The sequence below is a fragment of the uncultured Psychromonas sp. genome (genome assembly GCF_947489755.1).
Taxonomy (GTDB): Bacteria; Pseudomonadota; Gammaproteobacteria; order Enterobacterales; family Psychromonadaceae; genus Psychromonas.
The window spans coordinates 38152-62686 of sequence record NZ_CANLFB010000009.1 but is presented as its reverse complement, the minus strand read 5'-3'; the positions used below and the strand labels follow the sequence as shown (position 1 = coordinate 62686).

General features: G+C 36.0%; 19 protein-coding genes and 1 pseudogene. 9 read left to right on the top strand and 11 right to left on the bottom strand.

The window, feature by feature from the left end; all coding sequences use genetic code 11:
- Positions 1 to 341: 341 nt before the first annotated feature.
- The 6 genes from ycfP to fabB form a co-directional block, all read right to left on the bottom strand.
- The gene (gene ycfP, locus Q0794_RS07020; RefSeq protein ID WP_298941026.1) at positions 342 to 884 is read right to left on the bottom strand and encodes an alpha/beta hydrolase YcfP; all 543 of its coding nucleotides are present in this window, start codon (positions 882 to 884) and stop codon (positions 342 to 344) included.
- A 165-nt stretch (positions 885 to 1049) separates the two neighbouring features.
- Positions 1050 to 2066, bottom strand: coding sequence for a beta-N-acetylhexosaminidase (gene nagZ / locus Q0794_RS07015; protein WP_298941025.1), 1017 nt, complete (start codon positions 2064 to 2066; stop codon positions 1050 to 1052).
- 100 nt (positions 2067 to 2166) lie between these two features.
- Positions 2167 to 4422: a FimV/HubP family polar landmark protein gene (locus Q0794_RS07010; RefSeq protein ID WP_298941024.1), complete on the bottom strand. Its 2256-nt coding sequence runs from the start codon at positions 4420 to 4422 to the stop codon at positions 2167 to 2169.
- Between the two features lie 124 nt (positions 4423 to 4546).
- Positions 4547 to 5560 carry an aspartate-semialdehyde dehydrogenase gene (locus Q0794_RS07005; RefSeq protein WP_298941023.1) on the bottom strand — a complete coding sequence of 338 codons (1014 nt, stop codon included), beginning with the start codon at positions 5558 to 5560 and terminating at the stop codon, positions 4547 to 4549.
- Positions 5561 to 5569: 9 nt separating this feature from the next.
- Positions 5570 to 6709, bottom strand: a complete 1140-nt coding sequence (locus Q0794_RS07000; RefSeq protein ID WP_298941022.1) for a 4-phosphoerythronate dehydrogenase — start codon at positions 6707 to 6709, stop codon at positions 5570 to 5572.
- Between the two features lie 70 nt (positions 6710 to 6779).
- On the bottom strand, positions 6780 to 7994 hold the full coding sequence (gene fabB / locus Q0794_RS06995; protein WP_298941021.1) for a beta-ketoacyl-ACP synthase I: 1215 nt from the start codon (positions 7992 to 7994) through the stop codon (positions 6780 to 6782).
- 113 nt (positions 7995 to 8107) lie between these two features.
- Between fabB and mnmC the strand changes: the two genes are divergently transcribed.
- From mnmC to oleD, 5 genes are all read left to right on the top strand, one after another.
- Positions 8108 to 10192, top strand: coding sequence for an FAD-dependent 5-carboxymethylaminomethyl-2-thiouridine(34) oxidoreductase MnmC (gene mnmC / locus Q0794_RS06990; protein ID WP_298941020.1), 2085 nt, complete (start codon positions 8108 to 8110; stop codon positions 10190 to 10192).
- A gap of 153 nt (positions 10193 to 10345) precedes the next feature.
- Positions 10346 to 11395 (top strand): 3-oxoacyl-ACP synthase III, encoded by a 1050-nt coding sequence (locus Q0794_RS06985; RefSeq protein ID WP_298941019.1) that lies wholly within the window; start codon positions 10346 to 10348, stop codon positions 11393 to 11395.
- A gap of 1 nt (position 11396) precedes the next feature.
- Complete coding sequence (locus Q0794_RS06980; protein ID WP_298941018.1) at positions 11397 to 12278, top strand: alpha/beta fold hydrolase; 882 nt, start codon at positions 11397 to 11399, stop codon at positions 12276 to 12278.
- A 6-nt stretch (positions 12279 to 12284) separates the two neighbouring features.
- Positions 12285 to 13988, top strand: coding sequence for an olefin beta-lactone synthetase (oleC, locus tag Q0794_RS06975; protein ID WP_298941017.1), 1704 nt, complete (start codon positions 12285 to 12287; stop codon positions 13986 to 13988).
- A gap of 27 nt (positions 13989 to 14015) precedes the next feature.
- Entirely contained in the window at positions 14016 to 15089 is a 1074-nt protein-coding gene (gene oleD, locus Q0794_RS06970) for a 2-alkyl-3-oxoalkanoate reductase (RefSeq protein WP_298941016.1), read from the top strand.
- Positions 15090 to 15193: 104 nt separating this feature from the next.
- On the opposite strand, the gene Q0794_RS06965 is transcribed toward oleD, so the two are convergent.
- Positions 15194 to 15718: a M48 family metallopeptidase gene (locus tag Q0794_RS06965; protein WP_298941015.1), complete on the bottom strand. Its 525-nt coding sequence runs from the start codon at positions 15716 to 15718 to the stop codon at positions 15194 to 15196.
- An 81-nt stretch (positions 15719 to 15799) separates the two neighbouring features.
- Between Q0794_RS06965 and Q0794_RS06960 the strand changes: the two are divergent.
- A pseudogene (locus Q0794_RS06960) lies at positions 15800 to 16744 on the top strand (aspartoacylase).
- Between the two features lie 210 nt (positions 16745 to 16954).
- Here Q0794_RS06960 and Q0794_RS06955 read toward each other — a convergent pair.
- The 4 genes from Q0794_RS06955 to Q0794_RS06940 form a co-directional block, all read right to left on the bottom strand.
- Positions 16955 to 17317, bottom strand: coding sequence for a hypothetical protein (locus Q0794_RS06955; RefSeq protein WP_298941014.1), 363 nt, complete (start codon positions 17315 to 17317; stop codon positions 16955 to 16957).
- Between the two features lie 538 nt (positions 17318 to 17855).
- Positions 17856 to 18827: an IS30 family transposase gene (locus Q0794_RS06950; protein ID WP_298941013.1), complete on the bottom strand. Its 972-nt coding sequence runs from the start codon at positions 18825 to 18827 to the stop codon at positions 17856 to 17858.
- 229 nt (positions 18828 to 19056) lie between these two features.
- Positions 19057 to 20283: a hypothetical protein gene (locus Q0794_RS06945; RefSeq protein ID WP_298941012.1), complete on the bottom strand. Its 1227-nt coding sequence runs from the start codon at positions 20281 to 20283 to the stop codon at positions 19057 to 19059.
- Positions 20284 to 20419: 136 nt separating this feature from the next.
- Complete coding sequence (locus Q0794_RS06940) at positions 20420 to 20872, bottom strand: hypothetical protein (RefSeq protein ID WP_298941011.1); 453 nt, start codon at positions 20870 to 20872, stop codon at positions 20420 to 20422.
- A 479-nt stretch (positions 20873 to 21351) separates the two neighbouring features.
- On the opposite strand from Q0794_RS06940, the gene sbmA reads away from it, so the two are divergent.
- The 3 genes from sbmA to Q0794_RS06925 all read left to right on the top strand — a co-directional run bounded on the left by sbmA (position 21352) and on the right by Q0794_RS06925 (position 24487).
- A complete protein-coding gene (sbmA, locus tag Q0794_RS06935; RefSeq protein ID WP_298941010.1) occupies positions 21352 to 22584 on the top strand; it encodes a peptide antibiotic transporter SbmA in 1233 nt (410 codons plus the stop codon).
- 372 nt (positions 22585 to 22956) lie between these two features.
- Complete coding sequence (locus tag Q0794_RS06930; RefSeq protein ID WP_298941009.1) at positions 22957 to 24147, top strand: PAS domain-containing sensor histidine kinase; 1191 nt, start codon at positions 22957 to 22959, stop codon at positions 24145 to 24147.
- Positions 24122 to 24487 (top strand): response regulator, encoded by a 366-nt coding sequence (locus Q0794_RS06925; RefSeq protein WP_298941008.1) that lies wholly within the window; start codon positions 24122 to 24124, stop codon positions 24485 to 24487. The genes Q0794_RS06930 and Q0794_RS06925 overlap by 26 nt, the downstream gene beginning before the upstream one ends.
- Positions 24488 to 24535 lie beyond the last annotated feature (48 nt).

Genomic DNA, 24535 nt, shown 5'->3' with positions numbered 1-24535 from the left:
ATAAAAAAATGGGCGCTAAGTCACCTTATTTTACGTTTGATTGCGAATGAAGTCGCATTTGAGTTATTTAACCTCGGTTCTGGATAAGCAAGCACCGCTATTTCGACGTTAAATTATCTCTCAACAACCCGTTATTGCTTCAATAATTTGCTTTTAACGACGTAAAACTACCGCCATTGTATTGTCAAAAAAGATAATCTTATGTTTTTAAATATATTTCTGCTTTCATTAACCAGAATGAGATTATTTAACATAAATTATAGGATAGTTTTTCATTTGAAGTTAAACCTGCATTAAGCAGGTTTATAGTGTTGAGCTGATATAGTTCGGTGTTTAAAGATTTATTTATCTATTTTGAATTTTTTAATCGTTGCTAGATGCGCTGTAATATCTGTAAATTTATGACCTTGATTTTGGTCAAAAATAATCGGGTAGTATTCAGCCAGTTCATGATTACTTACTTCACTATCAAGTACATCATCCACAGTTGAAAGAATGCATAAGCAATTACTTTCATTTTCACGTCGGAAATCGCTGACACACTTTGTATCTATATCGAAATACTCTTCTGGCCATTCAATTCGTCCAACCATATTGTCTTCAGGATGCAGGTTAGGGTTAAATATGACTTGCTTAATGCCGCATAAGAAACCAATTCTTTCGCTCCAATAACCACCAAGACCCACACCACAGATTAAGGGAACACTATCATCAGTGCTTTTAATATGATGATGCACTTCTTTTAATATGTGGCTCATGTCCTGTTTTGGTTGGATCGTACTGTAATGCACAAAACGAACATCCTGATCGATAGACTTTAATTGCATCACTTTTTCGTGATTACCAGGACTCGTTGCATCAAAACCATGTAGATAGATGATCATGTATTTAATTCCGCCTTTTATACCATTGCGTGATATGACTTAAACATCTCATTATTAACAAGGTCACATTAATAACGAGATTAATAAGACACTAAGTTAATATAATATTAGTCTAAATAAACTTATTAATAGTGCAAATATTGCTTAACGCTATCTTAACCTAATTTAGTGGCTTGCGTTAAAATCGAGTAATAAGCGTCTACTCTCAGCCCAATAAACATTATGTTGTAAAGGCAACGATAGTTTATTTTTATCTGCCAACAAAGAGGCTATCAGTGTTTCATTACCATCATTAGTGACTTGTAAACCATCTAAAATGGTCATTGCTGCAGGTGTATCATTGCAAGCTAATATAAGATCACAACCTGCATTAATCGCTTCTTTTGCTCGAGATAAATGATTGCCCACAAAGCTCGCTCCATGCATCGAAATATCATCGCTAATAATAGCCCCTGTAAAACCCAGCTTTTGTTTCAATACTTTCTGTAACCAATACGAAGAAAAGCCACAAGGTAAATCGTCACATTGTGCATAAACAACATGTGACGGCATGATGGCATCTAATTTATTACTTTTAATTAGCTCAGCAAACGGCTGCATATCATGCTTAGAAATGTGTTCAAAACTTCGGTTATCCACTGGTAGCGCAATATGAGAGTCTGCTTTTACACTGCCATGCCCAGGAAAATGTTTACCCGTGCTAGACATACCTGCTAGTTTCATTCCCTCAATATACGCTGAAGCTAATTGAGAGACTTGGTCTTTATCATCACTAAAAGCGCGTTCTCTAATTACATCAGATATCCCATTGATATCTAAAACAGGTGCGAAGCTTAAATCAATATCACAGGCAAGTAATTCACTGGCCATAACAAATGCACTTGCTTTCGCTAAACTTAATGCTTCATCCATTGATGATGAATTTGTAACCAGAGAACCACAAGAAGGCAACTCAGTAAATCCATCACGAAAACGTTGTACACGCCCTCCTTCATGATCAACCGAAATAATAATATCTTGTTTAGCGTATAGTCGAATTTGTTGTACTAGTTCTTTCAATTGTAAAATATTATCAAAGTTACGAGTGAATAAAATAACACCAGCAACGAGAGGATGACCTAAGTATTCTTGTTCAGTTTCAGTTAACTGATGACCTTCTACATCCAAAATGATTGGGCGCATATTTATGTCCATTTTAATTAAAAAGCCAGCAATGCTGGCTTTAGAAATGACTTTATCGAACGATTTTTTAATTGAATCGTTTAAATTAAAACAAATTACATTAACTAATTCTAGCCAGTAATTTTTTAACTTCTTTTAGTTTATCTTCTGGTGCAGTTTCTAACAGTTTATTTAGTATCGTTTTTGCACCTTCTTTTTCATCTATCTCTAAATAAGCGTGTGCCAGATCTAACTGTGCAGCAACACCATCGGCATCAGTATCAAACTCCGTAAATGAATCGACGACATCAGGAAATTCATCTAATCCAAATTCTAAATTAAAATCTTCTTCTGTAACATCATCACCTTCATTACCGGTTAGCAAGGTATCGATATCGATGAAACCTTTATCATCATTTTTATCAAAGCTTGGTAATGCGACATCTTCATTAAACGCACCATTACTTAATTGTTTTGCTAATGTATCGGCATCTACTGGAATCTCAGGTAAGACTTCTGGCTCTTTAACATCAACGGCCATTTCTTCATCGATTGATTCAGGTACAGCTTCTTGTTCAATGACTTCTTCATCAATCGATTCAAGTAATTCATCTACGTTAGTTGTAACGTCTTCATCAGCCGATTCAAGTAATTCATCTATGTCAGTTGTAACGTCTTCATCAACCGATTCAAGTAATTCATCTACGTCAGTTGTAACATCTTCATCAGCCGACTCAAGTAATTCATCTATATCAGTATCAGTAGGAATATCGGTAGAAATGTCTTCTTCAAGCGTATCAGGTAGAACGTCATCTATTTTTTGTTCATCGACCTCAGATAACGTTTCTATTTCAACTTCTGATGATAATGAATCGATATCTTCGATTGCATTATTTTCATCTGATAAATCAAGTTCTATTGGTTCTTGGACGCCTTCTGATAAAGCGCTTTCAATATCCACTAATTCATCAATATCAGATTCAGGTTCAGCTTGTGCGAGTTCAGACTCCCACTGGGCTGCTAAATCTAAATCACTTTGATCAGTATCTTCTAAATTTAAATCTGTTTCAGACAAATCAATGACATCATCTGAACCATCAATAATCGCATCAAGATCAAAGTCTAACTCATTGTCATTATTTTCATCTATATCAGGTGTTTCATCATCAATTAATTCAGTATCGACCACTTCTTCAACGTTATTTACTTGCTCAGTGATATCTTCCTGAAGCGCTTCAACTCCACTCTCTTCACTATTACTGATGTCATCATCATTAACTTCAGCAATATCGTCCATCGATGTGTCAACAATGAAGTCACTATCATCTAGATCATCAGGTAAAGGCGGCATATCTAAATCGTCATCTAATAACGTATCAAATTCACTTTTCTCTTCACTTAGAATGGAAGTTGATTCAGCAAGTTCTTGTTGACGTAAAGCCAGCTCTCGCTTGGATTTTAAACGTAGAATCAGTAAGAAAATGCCCGTTAATAATAACAATGGGAATAAAATAGCAAAAATTAAAATAGAAGTTGATGAACTAATAGCACGTAAAATAGTATTTAAAATACCAGGACCACTGAACGGAGGCTCTTCGATAGCATCAATTTGTGCTTTATATTGATCAATCAGTGCTTGAAGCTCTTTCTGAACCTTTATATCTTGTTCGACTTGCTCTGAAAGAGAAGCTATTTGATCACTTAACGGCTGTAGTTTTAACTTTAAACGTTGGTTAGATTCTGTAGCAATAATTAATTGCTCACTTAACAAAGCAAGTTCTTTTTCTTGATTTGCTACTTGTTCTTCATTACGAGTTAACGTCTGCTCTTTATCTTCTAAGTCTTTTTTCAACCCCTCTACATTAGCATCATCAATTGGCACAAATGTAGGTTCTACGTTATTTTTGACATCCGTTTTTACGGCTTCAGGTGTCGCAACAGGCAGCTCTTTTGGAGCTGGTTTGTTAACTTTAGGTGTCGGTTTTAATAGCGCGTAAGCTTCAGCATTAGATTGTTGTGCGATTAATGCGGGGCTAGGTATGTTGATCACAGATGATTCAATAATTTTATTGATATCACCTTGACGGAAAGCGGATGGATTTGATTTATAAATAGCAGCTAAGGTTTGATAAACTGACACATTATCATTAGGTCTAAGTCGAGTTGCAATTGACCATAACGTTTCAGAACTTTTAATTGGTCCATACTTTATCGGTGTATTTATTGGCGTAACCGATGAAGCGGTAGATGCTGGAGTTGCTTCAACAGTTTGTTGTATTTCAACCTCTTCATTAGGCCCAATAAGTTCAACACTTTGTACAGGCACACTAAATAACAACGGAGAGCAACAAACAAGACCAAGCAAAATGCGATTCATAAACGATCCTTGTGAGGGAAAAGCAAAATAATATTATTTATATAATAAACTAGGACAATCAATAGAAGATCTTTTAAAACAAATAAAAAGGCTAGAGTTGAGACCTAGCCTATCAAAATACTATTTACAAATAAGTATAGGCTAACTTCTCCATTACTAATACTGCATTTGTTGCAATACCGTAATGAACATTGTCTGCACATACCCACATGTTAATACCAGCGGCATCACAAGTATCTTTTCGTAGACGTCCAACATGTACTTCAACATTACCTACAACATCGTCGATCATATTAGCATAATCACCCACAGACGGAGCAAGTACAATATTATCACTGTGATGCAATGCGTTTGCGACTTCTTCAAGCTCTACAGGGTAATGTGTAACAATATGAACCGCTTGAGAGCAGCCATAAAACATCGGTACAACAACTTGCGTAGTCGAAACAACCATTTCAGGGTCGTTTAATAAACGTCTTGTTTCAGCAGCTAAACGTAATTCAGAAAATGTAATACCATCTTCATTGAATTCATCAATTTGCGGCACGATGTTAAATGCTATTTGTTGTTTAAATCTTTTTTGTTCAATGGCTTTAGCATTCAATAAAAGTGCCGTCTCACTTGCTAAGGCGCTCACACCAACTTTACCAATGCATGATACAGATTGGTAACCAGCAACTGTCACACGTTTAATACCTACTTCTTGATGGATTTGTTTAATCGCTAAGGTTAATTGTGCTGTTTCAGGGCTTGGAATAGCAATAATATTTGAATCACTGTAACGCGCAATGTCATCATCATTAATACCCATTTGTACTAAAGGTACTGCTGCATCTTCCAAATAGTAACCACTGATATCAATAACAACACAGTGTTCTTTTGCAATCGGAATCCATTGTTGTGCGACATCACGATCAGCAAGGAACAAAGCAATATCCACTTGTTGCCAATCAAATGATTCAATCTCTAATACATCAACTGGTTTACCTGAATACATAACAGAGGCTGTTTCTGACTCGCCAATATTTAAAGGGAAAATATTATTAATTGCAAAGTCACGTTTTAATAACACTTCTAACGTCGTTTCAATACAACCGTCAATTTCACCAATAAGTGCAATATTATATTCTTTGTTCATGTTGACCTTTTATTTGTTTTTAACAGTAAAACCAATTTGCTTTAAATTGATTTGTTGTGAATTCTGATGGATAGGATCAATAAAATTAAGCGAAAGCGTAGAAAGCTCTCTCCGTTCAGGATAATTTTTACGCATTTGATCAAAACCATTTATTTGATTAACTTTATTTCTAAATAAGGCATCATCTCTGCGCACATCATATATCAAATGTACTAAAGATTTTAATAATTCTGATGTTAAAGATGATTGGATATCAGTTTGGCTAATCTTTGCTTTAACGATAAAGTCATTACTATTTAAAAGCGTTTCAGTTTTTAAATATTGACAGAGTGCTTGATATAGCATTTCCGTACCACGAACACGACCATCTAAGCTATAACCTGCGATATGCGGTGTTGCTAACGTAACAAAAGGCAACAAGGCTTTTTCAATATGAGGTTCATTTTCCCAAACATCTAACACTAATGTTGGTGTTTTTTGTTGTGTTGCTAATGTTAATAACGCTTGGTTATCGATCACTTCGCCACGACAAGCATTAATCAATATCTGTTCTGGATTAAGTTGTTGTAATACCGACTCATCAAACAGATGGAAAGTTTTAAAGGGACCTTGCATTGTTTTAGGGACGTGTAATGAAATAATATCTGATGTTAAGACATCAGAAAATTCACAAAACGCTCTGGTATCACCCGCTGCTTGTAAAGGTGGATCATATAATTTACAACGAACACCTAATCCAGTTAAACATTTGTAAACTGCACTACCAGTATTACCCGCGCCAACAATAGCAACACTTTTATCAACCAATTCAAATTGTTTGCTTTCAGCTAACACCAACAAGGCACTTAATACGTATTCAGCAACGGATATTTTATTACACCCAGGCGCACTACTAAATGCAATGTTACGCTTTTGTAAGTAATCTAAATCTATATGGTCAGTGCCAATCGTAGCCGTGCCAACAAACTTGATCTTGTCGTTCAGGCTTAACAATGTTTGATCAACTTTAGTGATTGAACGAACTAATAATATATCAGCATCTTTTACTTGTTCAGGCGTGACATCACGTCCAGAAAAGGTAATTATTTCACCAAAAGAATCAAAGAAATTTTTACCGTACGGTACATTCTCATCAATATAAATTTTCATTATTTATCCTGACTTATAACCAAACGAAAAAAAGGAGCCAAGGCTCCTTTTTTATGCATTAAACGATAGCTTATTTGTAACGTTTAAAGACCAATGTTGCATTTGTTCCACCAAAACCAAAACTATTAGACATAACAATGTCTAATTTAGCTGCTTCAGGTTTGTTTTTAACAATTGGAAGATTAACTGCTTTTTCATCAACTTCATCGATATTACATGAAGCAGAAATAAAATCATTTTCCATCATTAATAAACTGTAAATAGCTTCATGAACACCAGCTGCACCTAATGAATGGCCAGTTTGTGATTTAGTAGAGCTAATCTTTGGAGCACCATCAGCGAATACAATGTTAATTGCCTCTAACTCTTTAACATCACCAACCGGTGTTGATGTACCGTGAGTGTTTAAGTAATCAACTTTACCTTCAACTGTTGAAAGTGCTTGTTGCATACAACGTACCGCGCCTTCACCAGATGGAGCAACCATGTCGTAACCGTCAGAAGTTGCACCATAACCTACGATTTCACCGTAAATTTTAGCGCCACGAGCAAGTGCATGTTCAAGTTCTTCAACAACAACCATACCGCCGCCGCCAGAGATAACAAAACCATCGCGTTTTGTATCATAAGTACGAGATGCTTTATCAGGTGTTTCATTATATTTACTTGAAAGTGCGCCCATCGCATCAAACTCACAAGCCATTGTCCAATCTAACTCTTCACCACCACCGGCAAAAACAATATCTTGTTTGCCAAGTTGGATTTGTTCAAGCGCGTGACCAATACAATGTGAACTCGTTGCACAAGCAGAGCTCATTGAGTAGTTGATACCTTTAATTTTAAATGGCGTAGCTACGCAAGCAGAGGTAGTACTCGCCATCGTACGTGGAACCATATAAGGGCCAACACGACGTACGCCTCTCTCTTTCATGATTTGGCATGCATCAACTTGGTTTTTTGAAGAACCACCGCCAGAACCTGCCACTAAACCAGTGCGCACATTTGAAACCATGTCTTCTGGTAAATTAGCATCAGCAACTGCTTGTTGCATTGACAAATAAGTGTATGCAGCTGCATCACCCATGAAACGCATTACTTTACGGTCAATATGCTCAGAAGGATTGATTTTTAAATCACCCCAAACTTGGCTACGCATTCCCACTTCTTTAAATTGCTCAGAAAATGTAATGCCTGACTGGCCACTTTTAAGTGATGCTAAAACTTCTTCTTTATTGTTACCAATACTAGAAACAATACCGATACCTGTAATTACTGCTCTTTTCATTATTAAGCCTTTATTGCTTGAGGGACTAATTATATGATCATCAAGTGTGAACCAATTTTCTTAAATCAACCTGACTTTTATAAAATATGATCGCATATATAGAGGAATATAACTTGTCTCAAGATAAAAACAATATAATTAAGCAATCACAACTTTACTGGTCAGATCAGTTAGAAGCACATTCAAACCAATTTGATAGCGCTCATTTTAACAAAGATAAAGCAATTAACATATCTCAATATGTATTTTGTGACGGGAATTTCTTACTTAAAAGATGGAAATCGTTTTCAAGTCCTCTATTTTGTATTGTTGAGATAGGGTTTGAACGTGCCATTAACTTTATCAATACCGCACAACACTTCCTCAATTTCCAAAAGAAGCATCCCGATGCAAGGCTTCAACGCTTACATTATATTAGTTTTGAACAAACTCCCCTTAGTATTGAAGAGCTTACTCATATACTTCAACAGTTCCCGCAGTTTGCAGATGTAATAAAACCATTGATTGCACAATACCCAATTAAGCTGATCGGTTGTCATCGATTATCTTTTAACGACGGACAAATAGTATTAGATTTATGGTTTGGCGATACAAATCAACAACTCAATAATATAAATGGCTGCAATGACGGAATAGCCGATGCTTGGTTCCTTAATACATTGCATCTCAGCGAAGAGGCTACAAAGGAACATCAAACATTCTGTGACAACCTATCTAAACACTCTAAAAAACAAGCCACGTTAAGTGCTTTAACCACATCAAGCTTGGTTAAAAATACTTTAATAAAATCAGGTTTTCAAGTAAGAATTGATAAAGGTTACCAGCAACAAAGTGACATTTTATTAGGTGAATTACGCACACTCCCCGCTACTGAACAAACTAAACAAGATTTATCAGCGCCATTACATCAAGCCAATACCTCTATTAAAGATGCAGCTATTAAAGATGTTGCCATTATAGGTGGAGGTATTTCAGCACTATGCACTGCGTTGTCTTTGGCAAAACGAGGCAATAAAGTCACTATCTATACAAAAGATAATCACTTAGGCACTGGCGCATCGGGTAACTTACAAGGCGCTCTCTATCCTCTATTAAACCAACAGCACGACGAATTAGGTCAGTTATTCGCGAACGCTTATTTATATGCCCTTAATTTTTATAAAGAGATTGATCACCAATACCCATTTGCTCACGAATTTAATGGTGTTATCCAACTTGCTTATGATCCAAGTTCCACCAAAAAACTACAAAAAATAAACGATGCTAACTTACCAGAGCAGCTACTACATTGGATAACACCTGAAATCACAAATCAATTAGCGGGTGTGAGCATTGACCATCCAGCATTATTTTATCCGACAGGTGGTTGGTTAAGCCCAAGAGAAGTAATAACCTCTTTGCATAAAAAATTAAATGAATTTAGCAATGTAACGATTCACTATCATCATCAAATTAACACTTTTTCTGAGCAACCGAGTTTGCACGAACAACAACCAGAATCAACCGAATGGTTGTTACAAGCAGCAGTCACTAATACATTAGACTCAACTAACCAATTAAAAGAATATACACATAACACCCTCGTTATCGCCGCTGGGTTTGATACTTTAACCTTTGATCAGTGCCGTGCAGTTCCGCTTTCTGCTGCTCGAGGTCAAGTCAGCCACATTAAAACTAACCCTACATTATCTTCTTTAAAGCGCACGCTTTGCCATGAAGGTTACTTAACACCAAGCATTCAAGGTGAGCATTGTATGGGTGCAACCTTTAAACGCCATGATCAAGATATTGAATATCGAGCATCGGAACAAATCGACAACCATCAAAAACTCAAAAAATGTATTGCAAACAAACCTTGGGTTGACTCGATTACCGTTAACGAGCAAGCACACGTAGGAGTCCGCTGTACAACAAGGGATCATTTCCCGTATGTTGGTGCATTAACAGATTACAATCAATTAAAGCAAAATTATGAGCTTGCCTCGTCAACCAATAAAAACTTAACGGTATTATCTGGGGTTTATTTATTAACAGGATTAGGGTCGAGAGGTTTATGTAGTGCGCCTTTATTAGGCGAATTATTGGCAAGTGACATTAACAATGAAAGCTTACCTCTGGATAAGAATATAGTTAAAAGGATGCAAATTCCACGACAATGGATAAACTACATGCTTAAAAACAAAGCTTTAAAAGATTAAAAAACAGGCTGTTTATACATAAATTGGTAGTAATTAGAAGTGAGCTCAGGATTGGACTTTGTTAAAAGCACAATTTACGGTAATCTACTGCTCCGGTTTAAGGGTAAATAAAATAGTCCTTTATAAAAAATTAATGAGAAAAATTGCAGCTTAATGAAATATTCCCGCGTTTATATTAATAGTATGGCTTATGAATTAGCCCCAGAAGTGGTCACAAGTAAAGATTTAGAGTCTCGCCTGGCACCTTTATATCAAAAACTACGAATTCCTGCTGGTCAGCTAGCTGCATTAACAGGCATTGAAGAAAGAAGATGGTGGCCAACTGATCACCGTTTGTCCGATGGAGCCATTGAAGCGGCGAAGAAATCATTAGATGAAACAGGCATTAATGTCGATGATATTGGCGCTGTTGTTTATACTGGTGTTTGTCGTGACCAACACGAACCAGCAACCGCTTGTCGTATAGCCGCTGAATTAGGTGTGAACAGAAGCACTGCCATTTATGACATTAGTAACGCATGTTTAGGTGTGTTGTCAGGTATCTTAGACATCGCTAATCGCATTGAATTAGGCCAAATTAAAGCCGGCTTAGTGGTTTCATGTGAATCAGCTCGTCATATTGTTGATATTACTATCGATAACATGCTGTCAAATCCAAGCATTCAAAACTTTTCTCAATCACTTGCTACCTTAACAGGCGGTTCAGGTGCTGTTGCCGTATTACTGACCGATGGTTCTTTACCGCTTAAAAATGAACGTCAACATAAACTATTAGGTGCAAGTCACCTTTCAGCGCCAGAGCATCATGACTTATGTAAATGGGGCTTACAAGAAGTCGGTCTTAAATTACATCGTGAATTCATGCGTACTAATGCCGTTCCTCTGTTAAAAGAAGGCGTGGCATTAGCACTTGATACCTGGAAAGATTTTTTAACACAGCAACAATGGTCCGTTGATAGTGTTGATAAAGTAATATGCCATCAAGTGGGTTCTGCGAATCAAAAACAAGTATTAACCGCGTTAGGTATTCCAGCTGAAAAAGAATACCCAACGTTTCAATATTTAGGCAACATGGGCACAGTATCTTTACCTGTAACAGCCGCGTTAGCAGATGAGAATGGTTTCCTACAAAAAGGTCAGAATGTTAGCTTTTTAGGAATAGGCAGTGGGTTGAATTGTATGATGCTTGGATTGGAGTGGTAGTATGAATTTTGATAGTTTGTTTCCTTTCAGACGAAACTTTTTAGACCTTAACGGTCAAAAATACCATTACCTGAATGAAGGTAAAGGTGAACCTGTTGTGATGGTACACGGTAATCCGAGCTGGTCTTTTTACTACCGTAACTTAGTCACTGAATTAAGCCAGCAATATCAATGTATCGTCCCTGACCATATTGGTTGTGGCCTATCAGATAAACCGTCCGATGCAGATTATGATTACACATTAAATCAGCGTATTAATGATCTCGATAAATTATTAGACCATTTAGACATTAAACAAAACATTACCTTGGTCGTACATGACTGGGGTGGAATGATAGGTATGGGTTACGCAGCACGTTATCCAGATCGTATAAAACGTCTAGTCATTTTAAATACAGCCGCATTTAACCTGCCTAACACCAAAAAGTTTCCAATCCCATTATGGATTTGTAGAAATACTTATCTTGGAACCGTGTTAGTTCGTGGTTTTAATGCATTTTCATCGATTGCATCCTATGTAGGCGTGAAACGTAAGCCAATGCCAAAAGTCATTCGTAAAGCCTATGTTGCTCCTTTTAACTCATGGAAGAATCGTATTTCTACGTTACGATTTGTACAAGATATTCCACTGTTAAAAACCGATCGTAATTATCAGTTAGTTGAAGATATAGATAATAGCTTAAAGCACTTTCAATCTATTCCAACGGTTATATGTTGGGGCTTGCAGGACTTTGTATTCGACAAACATTTCCTAGCAACTTGGAAACAAAGAATGCCCCATGCAGAAGTGCATGAATTTGCAGATTGCGGACATTACATCCTTGAAGATGCCAGTAATGACGTGATCAATATAGTACAAAAATTTATGGCTAAAAACCCATAAATGCCCATGGCGAGTCAATCATCAAAGAGAGGCACAAACCAGCCTAGCAATAAAAAAGGGAATCTATGTCGTCACTTAGTGGCGGCATCAAAAAAATTCCCTGATGATTTAGCCATCAGTGTTCAAAAAAAAACACTCACAGGGCTAACTTACCATGAATTAAACTATCAACAGCTACATCAACAAAGTGATGATATTGCCTTTGCTCTAAATCAATTTGGGCTTAAAGCGGGTGATAAAGCCGTATTAATGGTCACGCCCAGCATTGCTTTTTTTAATCTCACCTTTGCACTATTTAAAGCCGGCATCATCCCAATTCTTGTTGACCCAGGTATGGGCGTTAAGAATCTCAAACAATGTTTTGAAGAGTCTCAGCCCGATGCGTTTATTGGTATTCCTAAAGCCCATTTAGCAAGACGATTATTCGCTTGGGGAAAACAAAGTATTAAACAGGTTATCAATGTTGATGGTCCAGCCGTCTTTGGTGGCACACAATTATCTAGTCTATTAAAGCAATACCCACGACATAGCCACTACCCTATTCAACAGTTAAACCTCAACCAAATGGCCGCCATTTTATTTACCAGTGGCAGCACAGGCGTTCCTAAAGGGGTTGTGTATACGCATCGTATGTTTGAAGCACAAATTGATGTGTTAAAGCAGGATTACGGCATTACACAAGGTGAAGCAGATCTAGCCACATTCCCGTTATTTTCATTATTTGGGCCAGCCTTAGGCATGGCATCAATAGTACCGGAAATGGATGCCAGTAAACCGATTAAAGCAAATCCAGACTTTATCTTCGCAGCCATTAACAAATATCAATGCACCAACTTATTCGCTAACCCTGCACTGCTTGAAGTATTAGGCAAAGCAGGTGAAAAAAAATCGCATACGTTACCCAGTTTAAAGCGAGTTATTTCTGCAGGTGCACCCGCAACATTAGCGTCAATTAATCGTTTTAGTAAAATGTTGACAGGTGAAGCACAAGTCATCAACTCTTATGGTGCGACAGAATCATTACCTATTAGCAAAATGGGCAGTAAACATTTATTAACCACCACTAACATTACCGATCAAGGTGGCGGCATTTGTGTTGGTTACCCAATCAGTAACGTACAAATTGCCATTATTAACATTACAGAACAAAACATCGAACATTGGTATGATGATTTAGCATTAGCACCCTTTGAGATTGGTGAAATTGTTGTTAAAGGGCCACAAGTTAGTCGCTTATATTACCAACGACAATCAGCCACGCGCCAAGCGAAGATAAAAGATGGCAATGCAATTCGTCACCGTATGGGTGATCTAGGCTATCTTGATGACCATGGGAAATTATGGATGTGTGGTCGTAAAGCGCATCAAGTATTAGCAAATCATCTTGCTCAAGAGAAAGCCTACTATTCGATACCCTGTGAGCGTATTTTTAACACCCATGCATCGATTGCACGTAGCGCATTAGTTTCTATTACGATTAACAATAAAGTGACGCCAGCATTGTGTGTTGAGTTGGTAACAAGCGCTAACATCAATAAACAACAATTGTTCAATGAATTAGAAGCAATCGCTCAGCAACATCAACAAACTATCGGCATTAACGACTTTTTTATTCATAAAAGTTTCCCGATGGATATTCGACATAACGCAAAAATATTTAGAGAAAAATTAGCCGTTTGGGCGCAACAACAAATCGAACAAACGACCTAAATGAGCAAGCCCACCATAAGGAATAGTATGCCTGTGTCACCTCTTCTGTTATCACAATACCTACCAGCGCAACAAAATGTGCTCACTCAATTAAGTGAACATGCAAAATGTGTATTGGTAACCGGTGCAGGTGGTTTTTTAGGGACGGCATTATGCCGTTTTCTACGTGCAGCCAATATCAAGGTTATTGGCTTTGCTCGCAGTGACTACCCTCACCTGCAAGAGCTCGGTGTCACCCTCATACAAGGTGATTTACAAGATAAAAATGCCGTCATTAAGGCAATGGCAGGCTGTGACCATGTATTTCATGTCGCATCAAAAGCAGGCGTTTGGGGTGATAAAGCCAGTTATTTTGAGCCAAACGTAACGGGCACAGAAAATATTATAGCGGGCTGCCATCAGCATAATATAAAAAACCTTATTTATACCAGCACACCGAGTGTCACATTCAGTGGTGAAGACGAAAATAACATCGATGAATCACAGCCCTACGCTGAACAGTTTCTTAATTTTTATGGGCTGTCAAAAGCCATCGCAGAACAAATTGTCATCGATAGTCAATCAGCACAACTCAATACAGTCTCATTAAGGCCACATCTAATTTGGGGACCGGGCGATCCGCATCTAGTACCAAGAGTCATCGCACGTGCTAAAGCTGGGAAATTAAAGCTAGTTGGGAAGGTTGATAAATTAGTTGATACCACTTATATCGACAATGCTGTCTATGCGCACTTGTTAGCGGCACTTGAGTTAAATAAATCGAGCCCACGTTGCGCAGGAAAAGCGTACTTTATCAGTAATGACCAACCTATTTTCATGGCTGACATGCTAAATAACATCTTATCAGTGGCTAACTTACCGAAGGTCACCGCAAGAGTCCCAAGTAAACTCGCTTATTGGGTTGGTACGTTATTAGAATGGTGGTATTTAAAAACGGGTAATCAGAACGAACCGATAATGACCCGTTTTGTTGCAAAGCAATTGTCCACCAGCCATTATTTTAATATTACTGCTGCAAAAAATGACTTTGATTACCAAGCTTTAGTAACTTTAGAACAAGGTATGATGCAATTGAAAGATTCTTTAAAGGTAAGCCAATAAAGAGCTAAATAACAGGAAATAACGAAAGCATTAAATCAACATAGCCGCCTAGCCAATTCATCGCTAGGTGACGTTATACTCAAAAAGTCATGCAGTGAAACCGACTAGTAAATCCCACCTTTCAACTCCAACTGAGTTAAATACAAACGCATTTCAAACTCTAATTGATGATAATCAGGCAACATATGTTCACATAATTTGTAGAACGCTTTGTCATGATTTTTTTCGCGAATGTGGCTCAACTCGTGCACTACAATCATTTCCAAGAAAGGTTCGGGAGCAACCTTGAACATCTCACTAATGCGGATCTCATTTTTGCTTTTTAACTTACTGCCCTGCACTCGTGAAATAAAGGTATGTAAACCTAACGCATTATTCACCACATGAATTTTCTTATCGTAAGTGATTTTACTCAGCGGCGATGACTTACGTAAATAACGATTTTTTATATCCATCACATAATCACGTAACAACTTATCGTTATTAACCGTATGTTGCTCTGGGTATTTTTTAAGTAAGAATGTTCCTAACTTGTCATGATCAAGCATTGTTTGTATTTGAACTTGTACCTGAGGAGAATACGCAGAAAGGTATTTAAGTTGGTTAGTGTTACTTTGTGATTTGGACATAATAAATTCTTCAATATAAAAGTGTGGAGATTATAGCCTAGATAGATTAAAGATTTAAATTGTTCCTAGAGTTAGACAATAATGAGAAAAAAAATGTTACATTATAACAAAACAATGATAACTAATTTAGAGGCTGACTACATGAATAAAATTAACAATGTTCTAATCTTAGCAGGAACGCATGGCAACGAATTATCAGGCATATATATCAATAAGTTAATTCAAGATAACCTTTATAATATACAACGTTCATCTTTCTTATCGTCTTCTACGCTGGTTAATGCCAAAGCGATTGAGTGTGCGACACGTTATATTGATACCGATTTAAATCGAGAATTTTCTAGTGTAGAAAATGATCAAAGTCCCAACTCGTATGAACGATTGCTTTCACAACAGTTCATGGCGAAAAACACCCTGCAATACATTTAAAATGGCAATCAGCTTTTAATAGATTTGCATAATACCACCAGCAATATGGGCGCTACACTGATTTTACTGTCCAACGATCCATTTTATAAAAAAATGGGTGCATACGTTAAACAACAGATGCCAGAAGCAAATATACTCTTTGAAGATGAAAAGCCATGGGAAGAGCAAGCCTACCTGTGTACGGCAGCAAAATACGGCGTGATGATAGAAGTGGGCGCACAAGCACATGGCTCATTACAACACAGTACATTATTACTAATGCAAAAAATGCTTAACGCAGTATTAGACTATGTTGAGCAATCTAATCTTGATGCACTAGACTCACTTAAAAATTATGATGCTTTTTATTTCACAGAAGAAGTTGCTATCCCACTTGATCAAGATGGTTTACGCAACGCGATGGTCCACCCAGCAATCTGTGACAAAGACTTTGAAGTAGTCAAACATGGTGAACCGCTATTAATTACTCTACAAGGTGAAGAGATCACTCGAGTCGACACACCAGAAACCTACCCGCATTTCATCAATGAAAGCGCTTATTGTAAAAAGAATATAGCCATGGCATTAGCGGATAAACGACTGGTAGTCATAGAATAATAGCCTTACCCGTAAATGAGCTCAGGTTTTACTAAAGGTAACAACATACATCTAAAGATTTAAATAACGAGCTCATTAATTACCAAGTACTAGCATTTTCTATTTTTATTAAATAATTAATAGGCAGAACTAAACTTCATAGATTTTGGGCATCCAAAGTTTGTTAACTGTCCTTCTTATATTTTTCTGTATTATTTATTATAAACTTAGCTAAATAAAAAATGGAGATGCTAAACCTAAAGTTAGGATTAAAAGTACTAACCAAACAATCAGAAAAGTAAAGACATCGAAAAAATCAATTTCTAATGAGTATTTAAAATGTTCTATATTGCCATCTTTAGTAAATTGAACACCTAAAGGTGAAGTAACATCGAAGTATATGATTCTAGCTTTATTGTCTTTAAATATTACTGCTTTAATTTGTTGATTTGTCGACTTTGCTTTTTCTAAAATAGCCAGAAAATGAAATTCACTTCTAATTTCTTCGCTATTTACTTCATAAATGAAATCACCAGCTTCAATTCCATTTTGATAGCTCTGACCATTTTCTGTTACATTACTGATTCTAAGCATCAGAACTCCTTGGATATACTAAATTAACGAAGTTATAGGTTTTTTAATTTCCTGTTATTTTACATTTACTTGAGATCAAATTAAATGTTTTATTTATATTATCCAACTGAGTATTAAAAATAGAAGCCAGATAATACATTCGCTTAATGATCAACTGACGACGGCTCAAAAAACTTTTCTGAATATATATCTTCACCACATAAATAAGCGCAGCGAACACAATGTGAAATACAGTGATAGTAAGATGTAACAGATAACGAAACCTGAGATTGGCGAGATTGAGTCATAACAACTACCTATTAGCATGTAGCTACATAACTAAAAGATGGAAGAGCCAATATGACTCCTAAAAATTTTGAATGTCCTCTAGTTAGTTACCAGAAAACGAGTATATTTTCTTTTTTCTTAGGTAAATAATAGAGAGAAATGAATCTAAAAATGTTGAGTCCAAGATCTATATCTTATTATCAATCGAAATCAGGATACTGCTCTGGAATTTTACCTGAGTCGGCAGATTCAACTCTGAAGTGCATAACGACTAAGCAGCTATAGCTGCCATATGTTCAGCCATTAATTTGGCTGGCGTATTGTAATCTAATTTCTTTCTTGGTCTGTCATTGAGTTTCAATATTACATTTTTTACTAATGAATTCGATACTTTTTTAAAGTCGGTAGATTTGGGCCAATATTGTCTTAACAAACCATTTGTATTTTCATTTAAACCGCGTTGCCATGAACAGTATGGGTCTGCAAAATAGACTGCACACTTTAATTTTTTGGTTAACTCTTCGTGATAAGCGAACTCTTTACCGTTATCAGCGGTGATGGTTAATACTGCATCTTCAAATGGTTTTAATAATGCAAGTGTGGCCGCAGTGACCGTCTTTGCTGATTTATCATCAATACGTGTCGATACTGTAAAACGCGTTTTACGCTCAACAATAGTCACCAATGCGCCGCTGTGTCCTTTACCAATGACTAAATCTATTTCCCAATCACCAACTCGGCTACGTGTGTCAACTATACTAGGTCGTTCATCGATGCTAACGCGGTTCTTGATAAAACCTCGACCAGCTTGCTTATCTTTATTGCGCACTTGGTAAGCTTTGCCTTTTCGGCGTAGATGTTGGAATAATTGACCACCATTCCGCTTATCGGAGTAAATATGTTGGTAAATAGTTTCATAGCTAATACTGATGCCACGCTCTTTCTTAAGCCATCCTGAAATTTGTTCAGGGCTCCATTTATCATCTAGTTTTATATTTATTAATGCAATCAGAATAGATGTCATTTTTATTGCTTTACGGGCATCAATACGGCGTTTAATTGTTGCTTGTTGAGCTTGATTAATACGGTAACCTCGCTTGCCTGTATTACGAGCAAACTCTCTACTAAGGGTCGATTGACTCACATTCAATTGTTTAGCTATTTTATTTTGACTCATGCCTATTTTCTTTAGTGCGTAAATCTGGCATCGTTGCGCATAGGTCAGTTGTTTATATGTTTTCATTGTTGTATCTCTTGTCGGAGAAAAAGCGATAAGCATATCTTCAGCTGATCGTCTTTTCTACCAATTCAAGTTATGCACTTATGATCTGAATCCAAGTTTCATTTTTAATGAAATTATTTAAAATAAAAAATTAATTCGCATTTACTATGCATCATAAAATAAACAGCTCTGTGCGGATCCTTATGTAGAGCTGGGATTAGATACCTCCTGCTACCCGATTCAGTGCCGTTTATACAGCACCAATGAATTTTTTTACTGTTTTCAAATTTTTAATTTGCTGATCAATACCCTGTAAATCTGTTGGCAAAGAAATAAAATCTATAACCATCTGTAACTTATTATAATTAAATGGATTTTCAATAAAGAATTTAAATAAATCTTCAATATATGAACAGAGATTAAAGTTTTTCATTTCAACATTGAGTGGCTTTATTCCTGAGTGCACATTTATATTCCTAGCTTGCCTTAAAGAATTCAAGACCTCTTTAATAACACCTCTATTTTCATATAAAAATGAAACTCGCTTAATTATTATTTTAGTATCATCGCTTTTAACTAATTTTTCTATAACCGACCATAGTTTCATAAATCTAAACTCTTGTTCGCTATGATCAATGGCAACAATGTAGCTTTGAAGAGAATCAAACAAATGTTCTGAAAATGGATTATGACTTAGTTTTTTAAGGGTGCGAGTTAAAGTAGCTTCAGTTAGCTCAAAGTTATCTATTTCAATTGAGGTTTTACATTTTAAATTTGGTTCATACCATACGTTTATACAAGCACAAGCGCCACTTTCCAAGTGTAAACTATGCACTTGCCCTAAAGATAATATGCTATCACTAGAATACTTCTCTTCTTCTCTAAAAGAAAAATGTGGAATACTTTTTGAAAAGTTTAACTGTAAAATAGCTCTTAGAGTATCAAGAGCTCCGATAGCATTTTTGAATGCAGTTTTAACATCTGGGGCAATTACAGAAATTGATACAAATAGGTAATGAGGTTGTTCTGTAAAGCTCTCCTTCCTATGTTTATGCATAAGTTCAGATCGCGATTTTTTATATTTATTAGGAATATCTTTGTAAAAAGATATAACGCAACCATTTATAGTTCTTCGCTTAAGAACTGAAACATTCTTTAAGTTTATTGATGTTAATAGATAATATTTATTTTTGATCTTTAAGCTATCATCACATTTACTTTTAAAAACTGATAGAACGTTATCTGGTTTCGCAAGATTATTGCTTTTGAAAGCTGATGTAACTGCATTCTTAAAAATCTTATATAAAACACTATAATCAAGGTCGTATTTATGTTTCACTTTTGAAAATAGTGTATCTATTTGAAATTCAACACCACTTTTAGTCCCTACATTCCCATCTTCATTAATAAAAAAATAAGTTTTAATATCAGATATTAAAGATTGTGGACATTGATTATTCTCCCACTTAACACTCAAAACGTATTCCTTAAATAATGAAAATTTACAATGAAGGTATTTAACCGCCGCAATAAGCGGACTCAAATAGAGAGTACAAAATGTTATTGAGTTACGAAATAGACATCACTATTTTTGTTCCGATTTCATGTGCTTGTTAAGTATATTCTTTATGTCGAATTTTGGTTTTGGTATAATTGATCGGAGGATATTCATAATGGTGCTTAAAATACCACCATAAAAGTAAACCTTCTGCATCTTTTAATGTTTTTCCAAATTTACTGAAGTCACATACTGAAATTGTTATACCGCCATAGTTATCTATCGCATTGCGATACTTTAATGCGTTCGCCTCTGTGTTTATCCATTTAGAATGGGTGCTATATCGTTGTGCAAATGTTTGTTTGGTTTGGCCAATATATAATATGTCGCTCTCACCATTAAACCTTGAGAATTTTTTTCGGGTTCTCCATACATATACAATATTTTTTTGCTTATTAGCTAATTCAGATTTTTGAACTTTCTCAAATGATTCCACTGTCAATTCATCAATAACTCCTGGTAGAGTTACAAATTTTTCAATTTCATCATAAAAATCATTTATATTCATATAAACACTACTCTAGTTACATTTAACAGCTTGTTAAACAGAATCATTCTGTATTTCCGGAGGATAGACAGAACACACTTATTTATTTTAATTTGATAATACACTAAAAATCTAAGGGGTTAATCAATTAGTTAACTATAAAGATAAAACCTTGGTCATGTGGATACACAGAGTCATTCCGTGTATTGGGTGGAAATGCGGAACACCACTGAGCTGTATGTAAAATCAGTATAACTAAATTAGTATTACTATAAGTCACCGCTATGCTCTACTGCATTAAGCGACTGCAGTGATCCTCAACAGCATTTCATTAAGCAAGGTAAGTTACACAATTCAGCTAAGTTCAGTTAACCAATCGCTATCAAACAACAGATCTCATCATTACTTGTCATTTTTATCTCTATTATCTTGAAAATGTAATGATGCCCTAGCCTAACAATGTACAATCAGTGCAAAACTGATAAAGGGCTTACTCCACTATGTTTAAATCGTTCTTTCCCAACCCTAAGATATTCTTCATCTCTGTATTAATGTTTGCCGGACTTACTTGCGCTGTATGGTATGGATACAATGAACAGATGGCTGCTTTATTTGGCCTTGATATTACAGACGCTGAACCTGTCATTGGCTTAAAGCATTTTGTAACGAACTCTTTTTTATTATTTTATGCTTATTACTTTCTTTGTACGGCACTATTTGCTTTTGCTTGGTTTAAAATTTCCCCGCATAAATGGCAATGGTGGTCCATTGTTGGCTCTTCAACTATTTTGTTTTCAACCTACTTTTCAGTACAAGTGTCGGTAGCCATTAATAATTGGCGTCGCCCTTTCTTTGATTTAATTCAATCTTTATTAAAACCAATTGGTAATGATGCTCCAACAAAAGCAGTTGATGCTCAGGCAGCGAGTACTGCAACGGGGCAATTATTTGATTTGTTAATTATATTTGGTGAGATCGCATTCTTGGCTATTTTCATCTATGTGGTAACGCGTTTCTTGGTAAGTCATTTTATCTTTCGCTGGCGTACGGCAATGAATGAGTATTACACACAACATTGGCTTAAATTAAGACATGTTGAAGGGGCTTCACAACGTATTCAAGAAGACACGATGCGCTTTGCCTCTATTATGGAGAACCTTGGCGTCGCATTAGTAGAAGCTATTATGACGTTATTTGCTTTCTTACCTGTGTTATGGAGTTTGTCTGAATATGTCTCTGAGTTACCGATAGTGGGTAAGATTGCGCATCCACTGTTTTATGCTGCGTTATTTTGGTCTATCTTTGGCACGGGCTTATTAGCTTTAATTGGTATTAAATTACCGGGTTTAGAGTTTAATAATCAAAAGGTGGAAGCGGCGTTTCGTAAGGAATTGGTTTATGGAGAAGATGATATTCTCCGTGCAACACCTATTACGTTGAATGAACTATTTTCAAATGTACGCAAAAACTACTTCCGTTTATACTTTCATTACATGTACTTTAATGTGGCGCGAATGCTGTATTTACAGGCAGATAATATCTTTGTGTTTATTCTATTGGTCCCTACTATTGTCGTCGGCGCGATCACCTTCGGTATTCTACAGCAGATATTGACCGCTTTTGGTCAAGTGAGTAATTCATTCCAGTATTTAGTGAATTCGTGGACGACCATTGTCGAGCTTTTATCCGTACGTAAACGACTTAAAGCATTTGAATCAACACTAGATGATTAACACCTTGAATTAAAAGCTAATAATGAATGTTGTTTAACGCTATAGCTGTTACGTTAACAATGTTCATTTTTTATCAATGCTCCTTATTATCCATGCTGGTCTTTATCAATGGTAGTTATCAGTGGTTGCTATCAATGTTCATTGTTAACGACCAGTACTGGCACTTGTAAAAATGAATACCTTGCTATTAGTAGGTAGTTCATATCTACTGTGTTCAGCACATCAACATTTATTCATAAAAACATTCATTTTAAATGAATGTCATTCTCTCACAGAGCCACTCACTTTCAATCGTTAATGCGTTACATGCATTTATTTCCTGACAACGATAAATCAATACAGGTTACCTATTAGGGTACAAGAGATTTTAAAATGAATAAGATAAGTACCGACATAGAATTACCAGAATATTCAGAAAGTATTGTGAACACCGTTAGAGAGCCATTGTTAGTATTGGATCAACATTTAAGAGTCATAACAGCAAGTCGTTCATTCTATGATTTTTTTAGAGAAAAGCCAGAAGATACGATAGGTAAACTGATCTATAACTTAGGTAATAACCAGTGGGATATTCCAAAGTTAAGAGAGTTACTAGAAACTATTTTACCGCAAAAAACCAGTTTTGATGATTATAAAGTAGAGCATGATTTTACGACCATTGGTTGGCGGACTATGTTGTTGAATGCACGTCAAATTGTACGGTCACAGTCCCAAGATAGAATAATATTACTGTCTATTGAAGACATTACTGAGCGTAATGCCATTCAAGAAGGGTTAGTAAAAGCCAATAAAGAACTAGAAATACTGACCAAAGATTTAGAGCGAGCAGCGCAAGTAAAATCAGAATTTTTAGCCAATATGTCACATGAGTTAAGAACGCCGCTTAATTCTATCAATGGTTTTTCTGAAGTGCTTTATGATGAAACGTTCGGGACGTTAAATCCTAAACAAAAACAGTATGTCAAAAATGTACTGGTAAGCGGGAATCACCTTCTGTTATTGATTAATGAAATATTAGATATGGCAAAAGTAGAAGCTGGAAAAATGACCCTTACCGTTACTGAGTTACCTATACGCGAAGTGTTATATGAAATATCAGGGTTAATAGAAAACGCCGGTAATAACAAAAACCTGCAAATGAGCATTGATATCTCAAAAGATTTAAACAATATAGAAGCTGACTCACTCAAGATTAAACAGATTCTCTATAATTTACTGTCTAATGCCATCAAATTTACACCTTACGGCGGTAAAATTGGTATTAAAGCAATACAGAATGATACTGATATAAGCATCATCATATGGGATACAGGCATTGGCATTGCACCTGAAAATATAAAAAAGATATTTGAAGGTTTTTTTAGAATAGAAACCCCCTATTCAAGAGTAACAGAAGGAACAGGGCTTGGATTGCCTATCGCTAAAAGTTTAGTTGAGCTTCATGGAGGCAACTTAAATGTTGTCTCTGAGGGTGTTGATAAAGGCACCTCCGTTCAAATAACTTTACCTATTAAACATACAAAAGCGGTAATACGTGATGAAAACAAAAATAGTTGTCGTTGATGATAATGCAAATAATTTGCTGCTCGAGGAAGATCTTCTGATCGTTGCTGGATTTGAGGTGTTTACTGCGATCAATGCAAATGATGCACTGCAGCTCATTAAAGACGTAAAACCGCAGATTATTGTGTTAGATGTTCAACTACCTGATATGTCAGGCTCTGAGTTGGCTCAAATATTAAGATCAAATAAAGAAACGATGGCGATACCTATTGTCTTTGTTACTGCATCTGTTTTGCAATCAGATATCGAACATTTACTTTGTATTCCCGATAGCGCATATATTTCTAAACCAATCAATACGCGCACATTTTCTAAAGAAATTAACCAATGTATTAAATAACCTTTTTAATACCGCTATTTACGACGCTATATATTGTCACTATTTAAT

Bases quoted from the DNA above. Each gene is read 5' to 3' on its own strand.
- ycfP (WP_298941026.1), bottom strand. From the start codon at position 884: ATGATCATCTATCTACATGGTTTTGATGCAACGAGTCCTGGTAATCAC.
- nagZ (WP_298941025.1), bottom strand. From the start codon at position 2,066: ATGCGCCCAATCATTTTGGATGTAGAAGGTCATCAGTTAACTGAAACT.
- Q0794_RS07010 (WP_298941024.1), bottom strand. From the start codon at position 4,422: ATGAATCGCATTTTGCTTGGTCTTGTTTGTTGCTCTCCGTTGTTATTT.
- Q0794_RS07005 (WP_298941023.1), bottom strand. From the start codon at position 5,560: ATGAACAAAGAATATAATATTGCACTTATTGGTGAAATTGACGGTTGT.
- Q0794_RS07000 (WP_298941022.1), bottom strand. From the start codon at position 6,709: ATGAAAATTTATATTGATGAGAATGTACCGTACGGTAAAAATTTCTTT.
- fabB (WP_298941021.1), bottom strand. From the start codon at position 7,994: ATGAAAAGAGCAGTAATTACAGGTATCGGTATTGTTTCTAGTATTGGT.
- Q0794_RS06985 (WP_298941019.1), top strand. From the start codon at position 10,346: ATGAAATATTCCCGCGTTTATATTAATAGTATGGCTTATGAATTAGCC.
- Q0794_RS06980 (WP_298941018.1), top strand. From the start codon at position 11,397: ATGAATTTTGATAGTTTGTTTCCTTTCAGACGAAACTTTTTAGACCTT.
- oleC (WP_298941017.1), top strand. From the start codon at position 12,285: ATGGCGAGTCAATCATCAAAGAGAGGCACAAACCAGCCTAGCAATAAA.
- oleD (WP_298941016.1), top strand. From the start codon at position 14,016: ATGCCTGTGTCACCTCTTCTGTTATCACAATACCTACCAGCGCAACAA.
- Q0794_RS06965 (WP_298941015.1), bottom strand. From the start codon at position 15,718: ATGTCCAAATCACAAAGTAACACTAACCAACTTAAATACCTTTCTGCG.
- Q0794_RS06955 (WP_298941014.1), bottom strand. From the start codon at position 17,317: ATGCTTAGAATCAGTAATGTAACAGAAAATGGTCAGAGCTATCAAAAT.
- Q0794_RS06950 (WP_298941013.1), bottom strand. From the start codon at position 18,827: ATGAAAACATATAAACAACTGACCTATGCGCAACGATGCCAGATTTAC.
- Q0794_RS06940 (WP_298941011.1), bottom strand. From the start codon at position 20,872: ATGAATATAAATGATTTTTATGATGAAATTGAAAAATTTGTAACTCTA.
- sbmA (WP_298941010.1), top strand. From the start codon at position 21,352: ATGTTTAAATCGTTCTTTCCCAACCCTAAGATATTCTTCATCTCTGTA.
- Q0794_RS06930 (WP_298941009.1), top strand. From the start codon at position 22,957: ATGAATAAGATAAGTACCGACATAGAATTACCAGAATATTCAGAAAGT.
- Q0794_RS06925 (WP_298941008.1), top strand. From the start codon at position 24,122: ATGAAAACAAAAATAGTTGTCGTTGATGATAATGCAAATAATTTGCTG.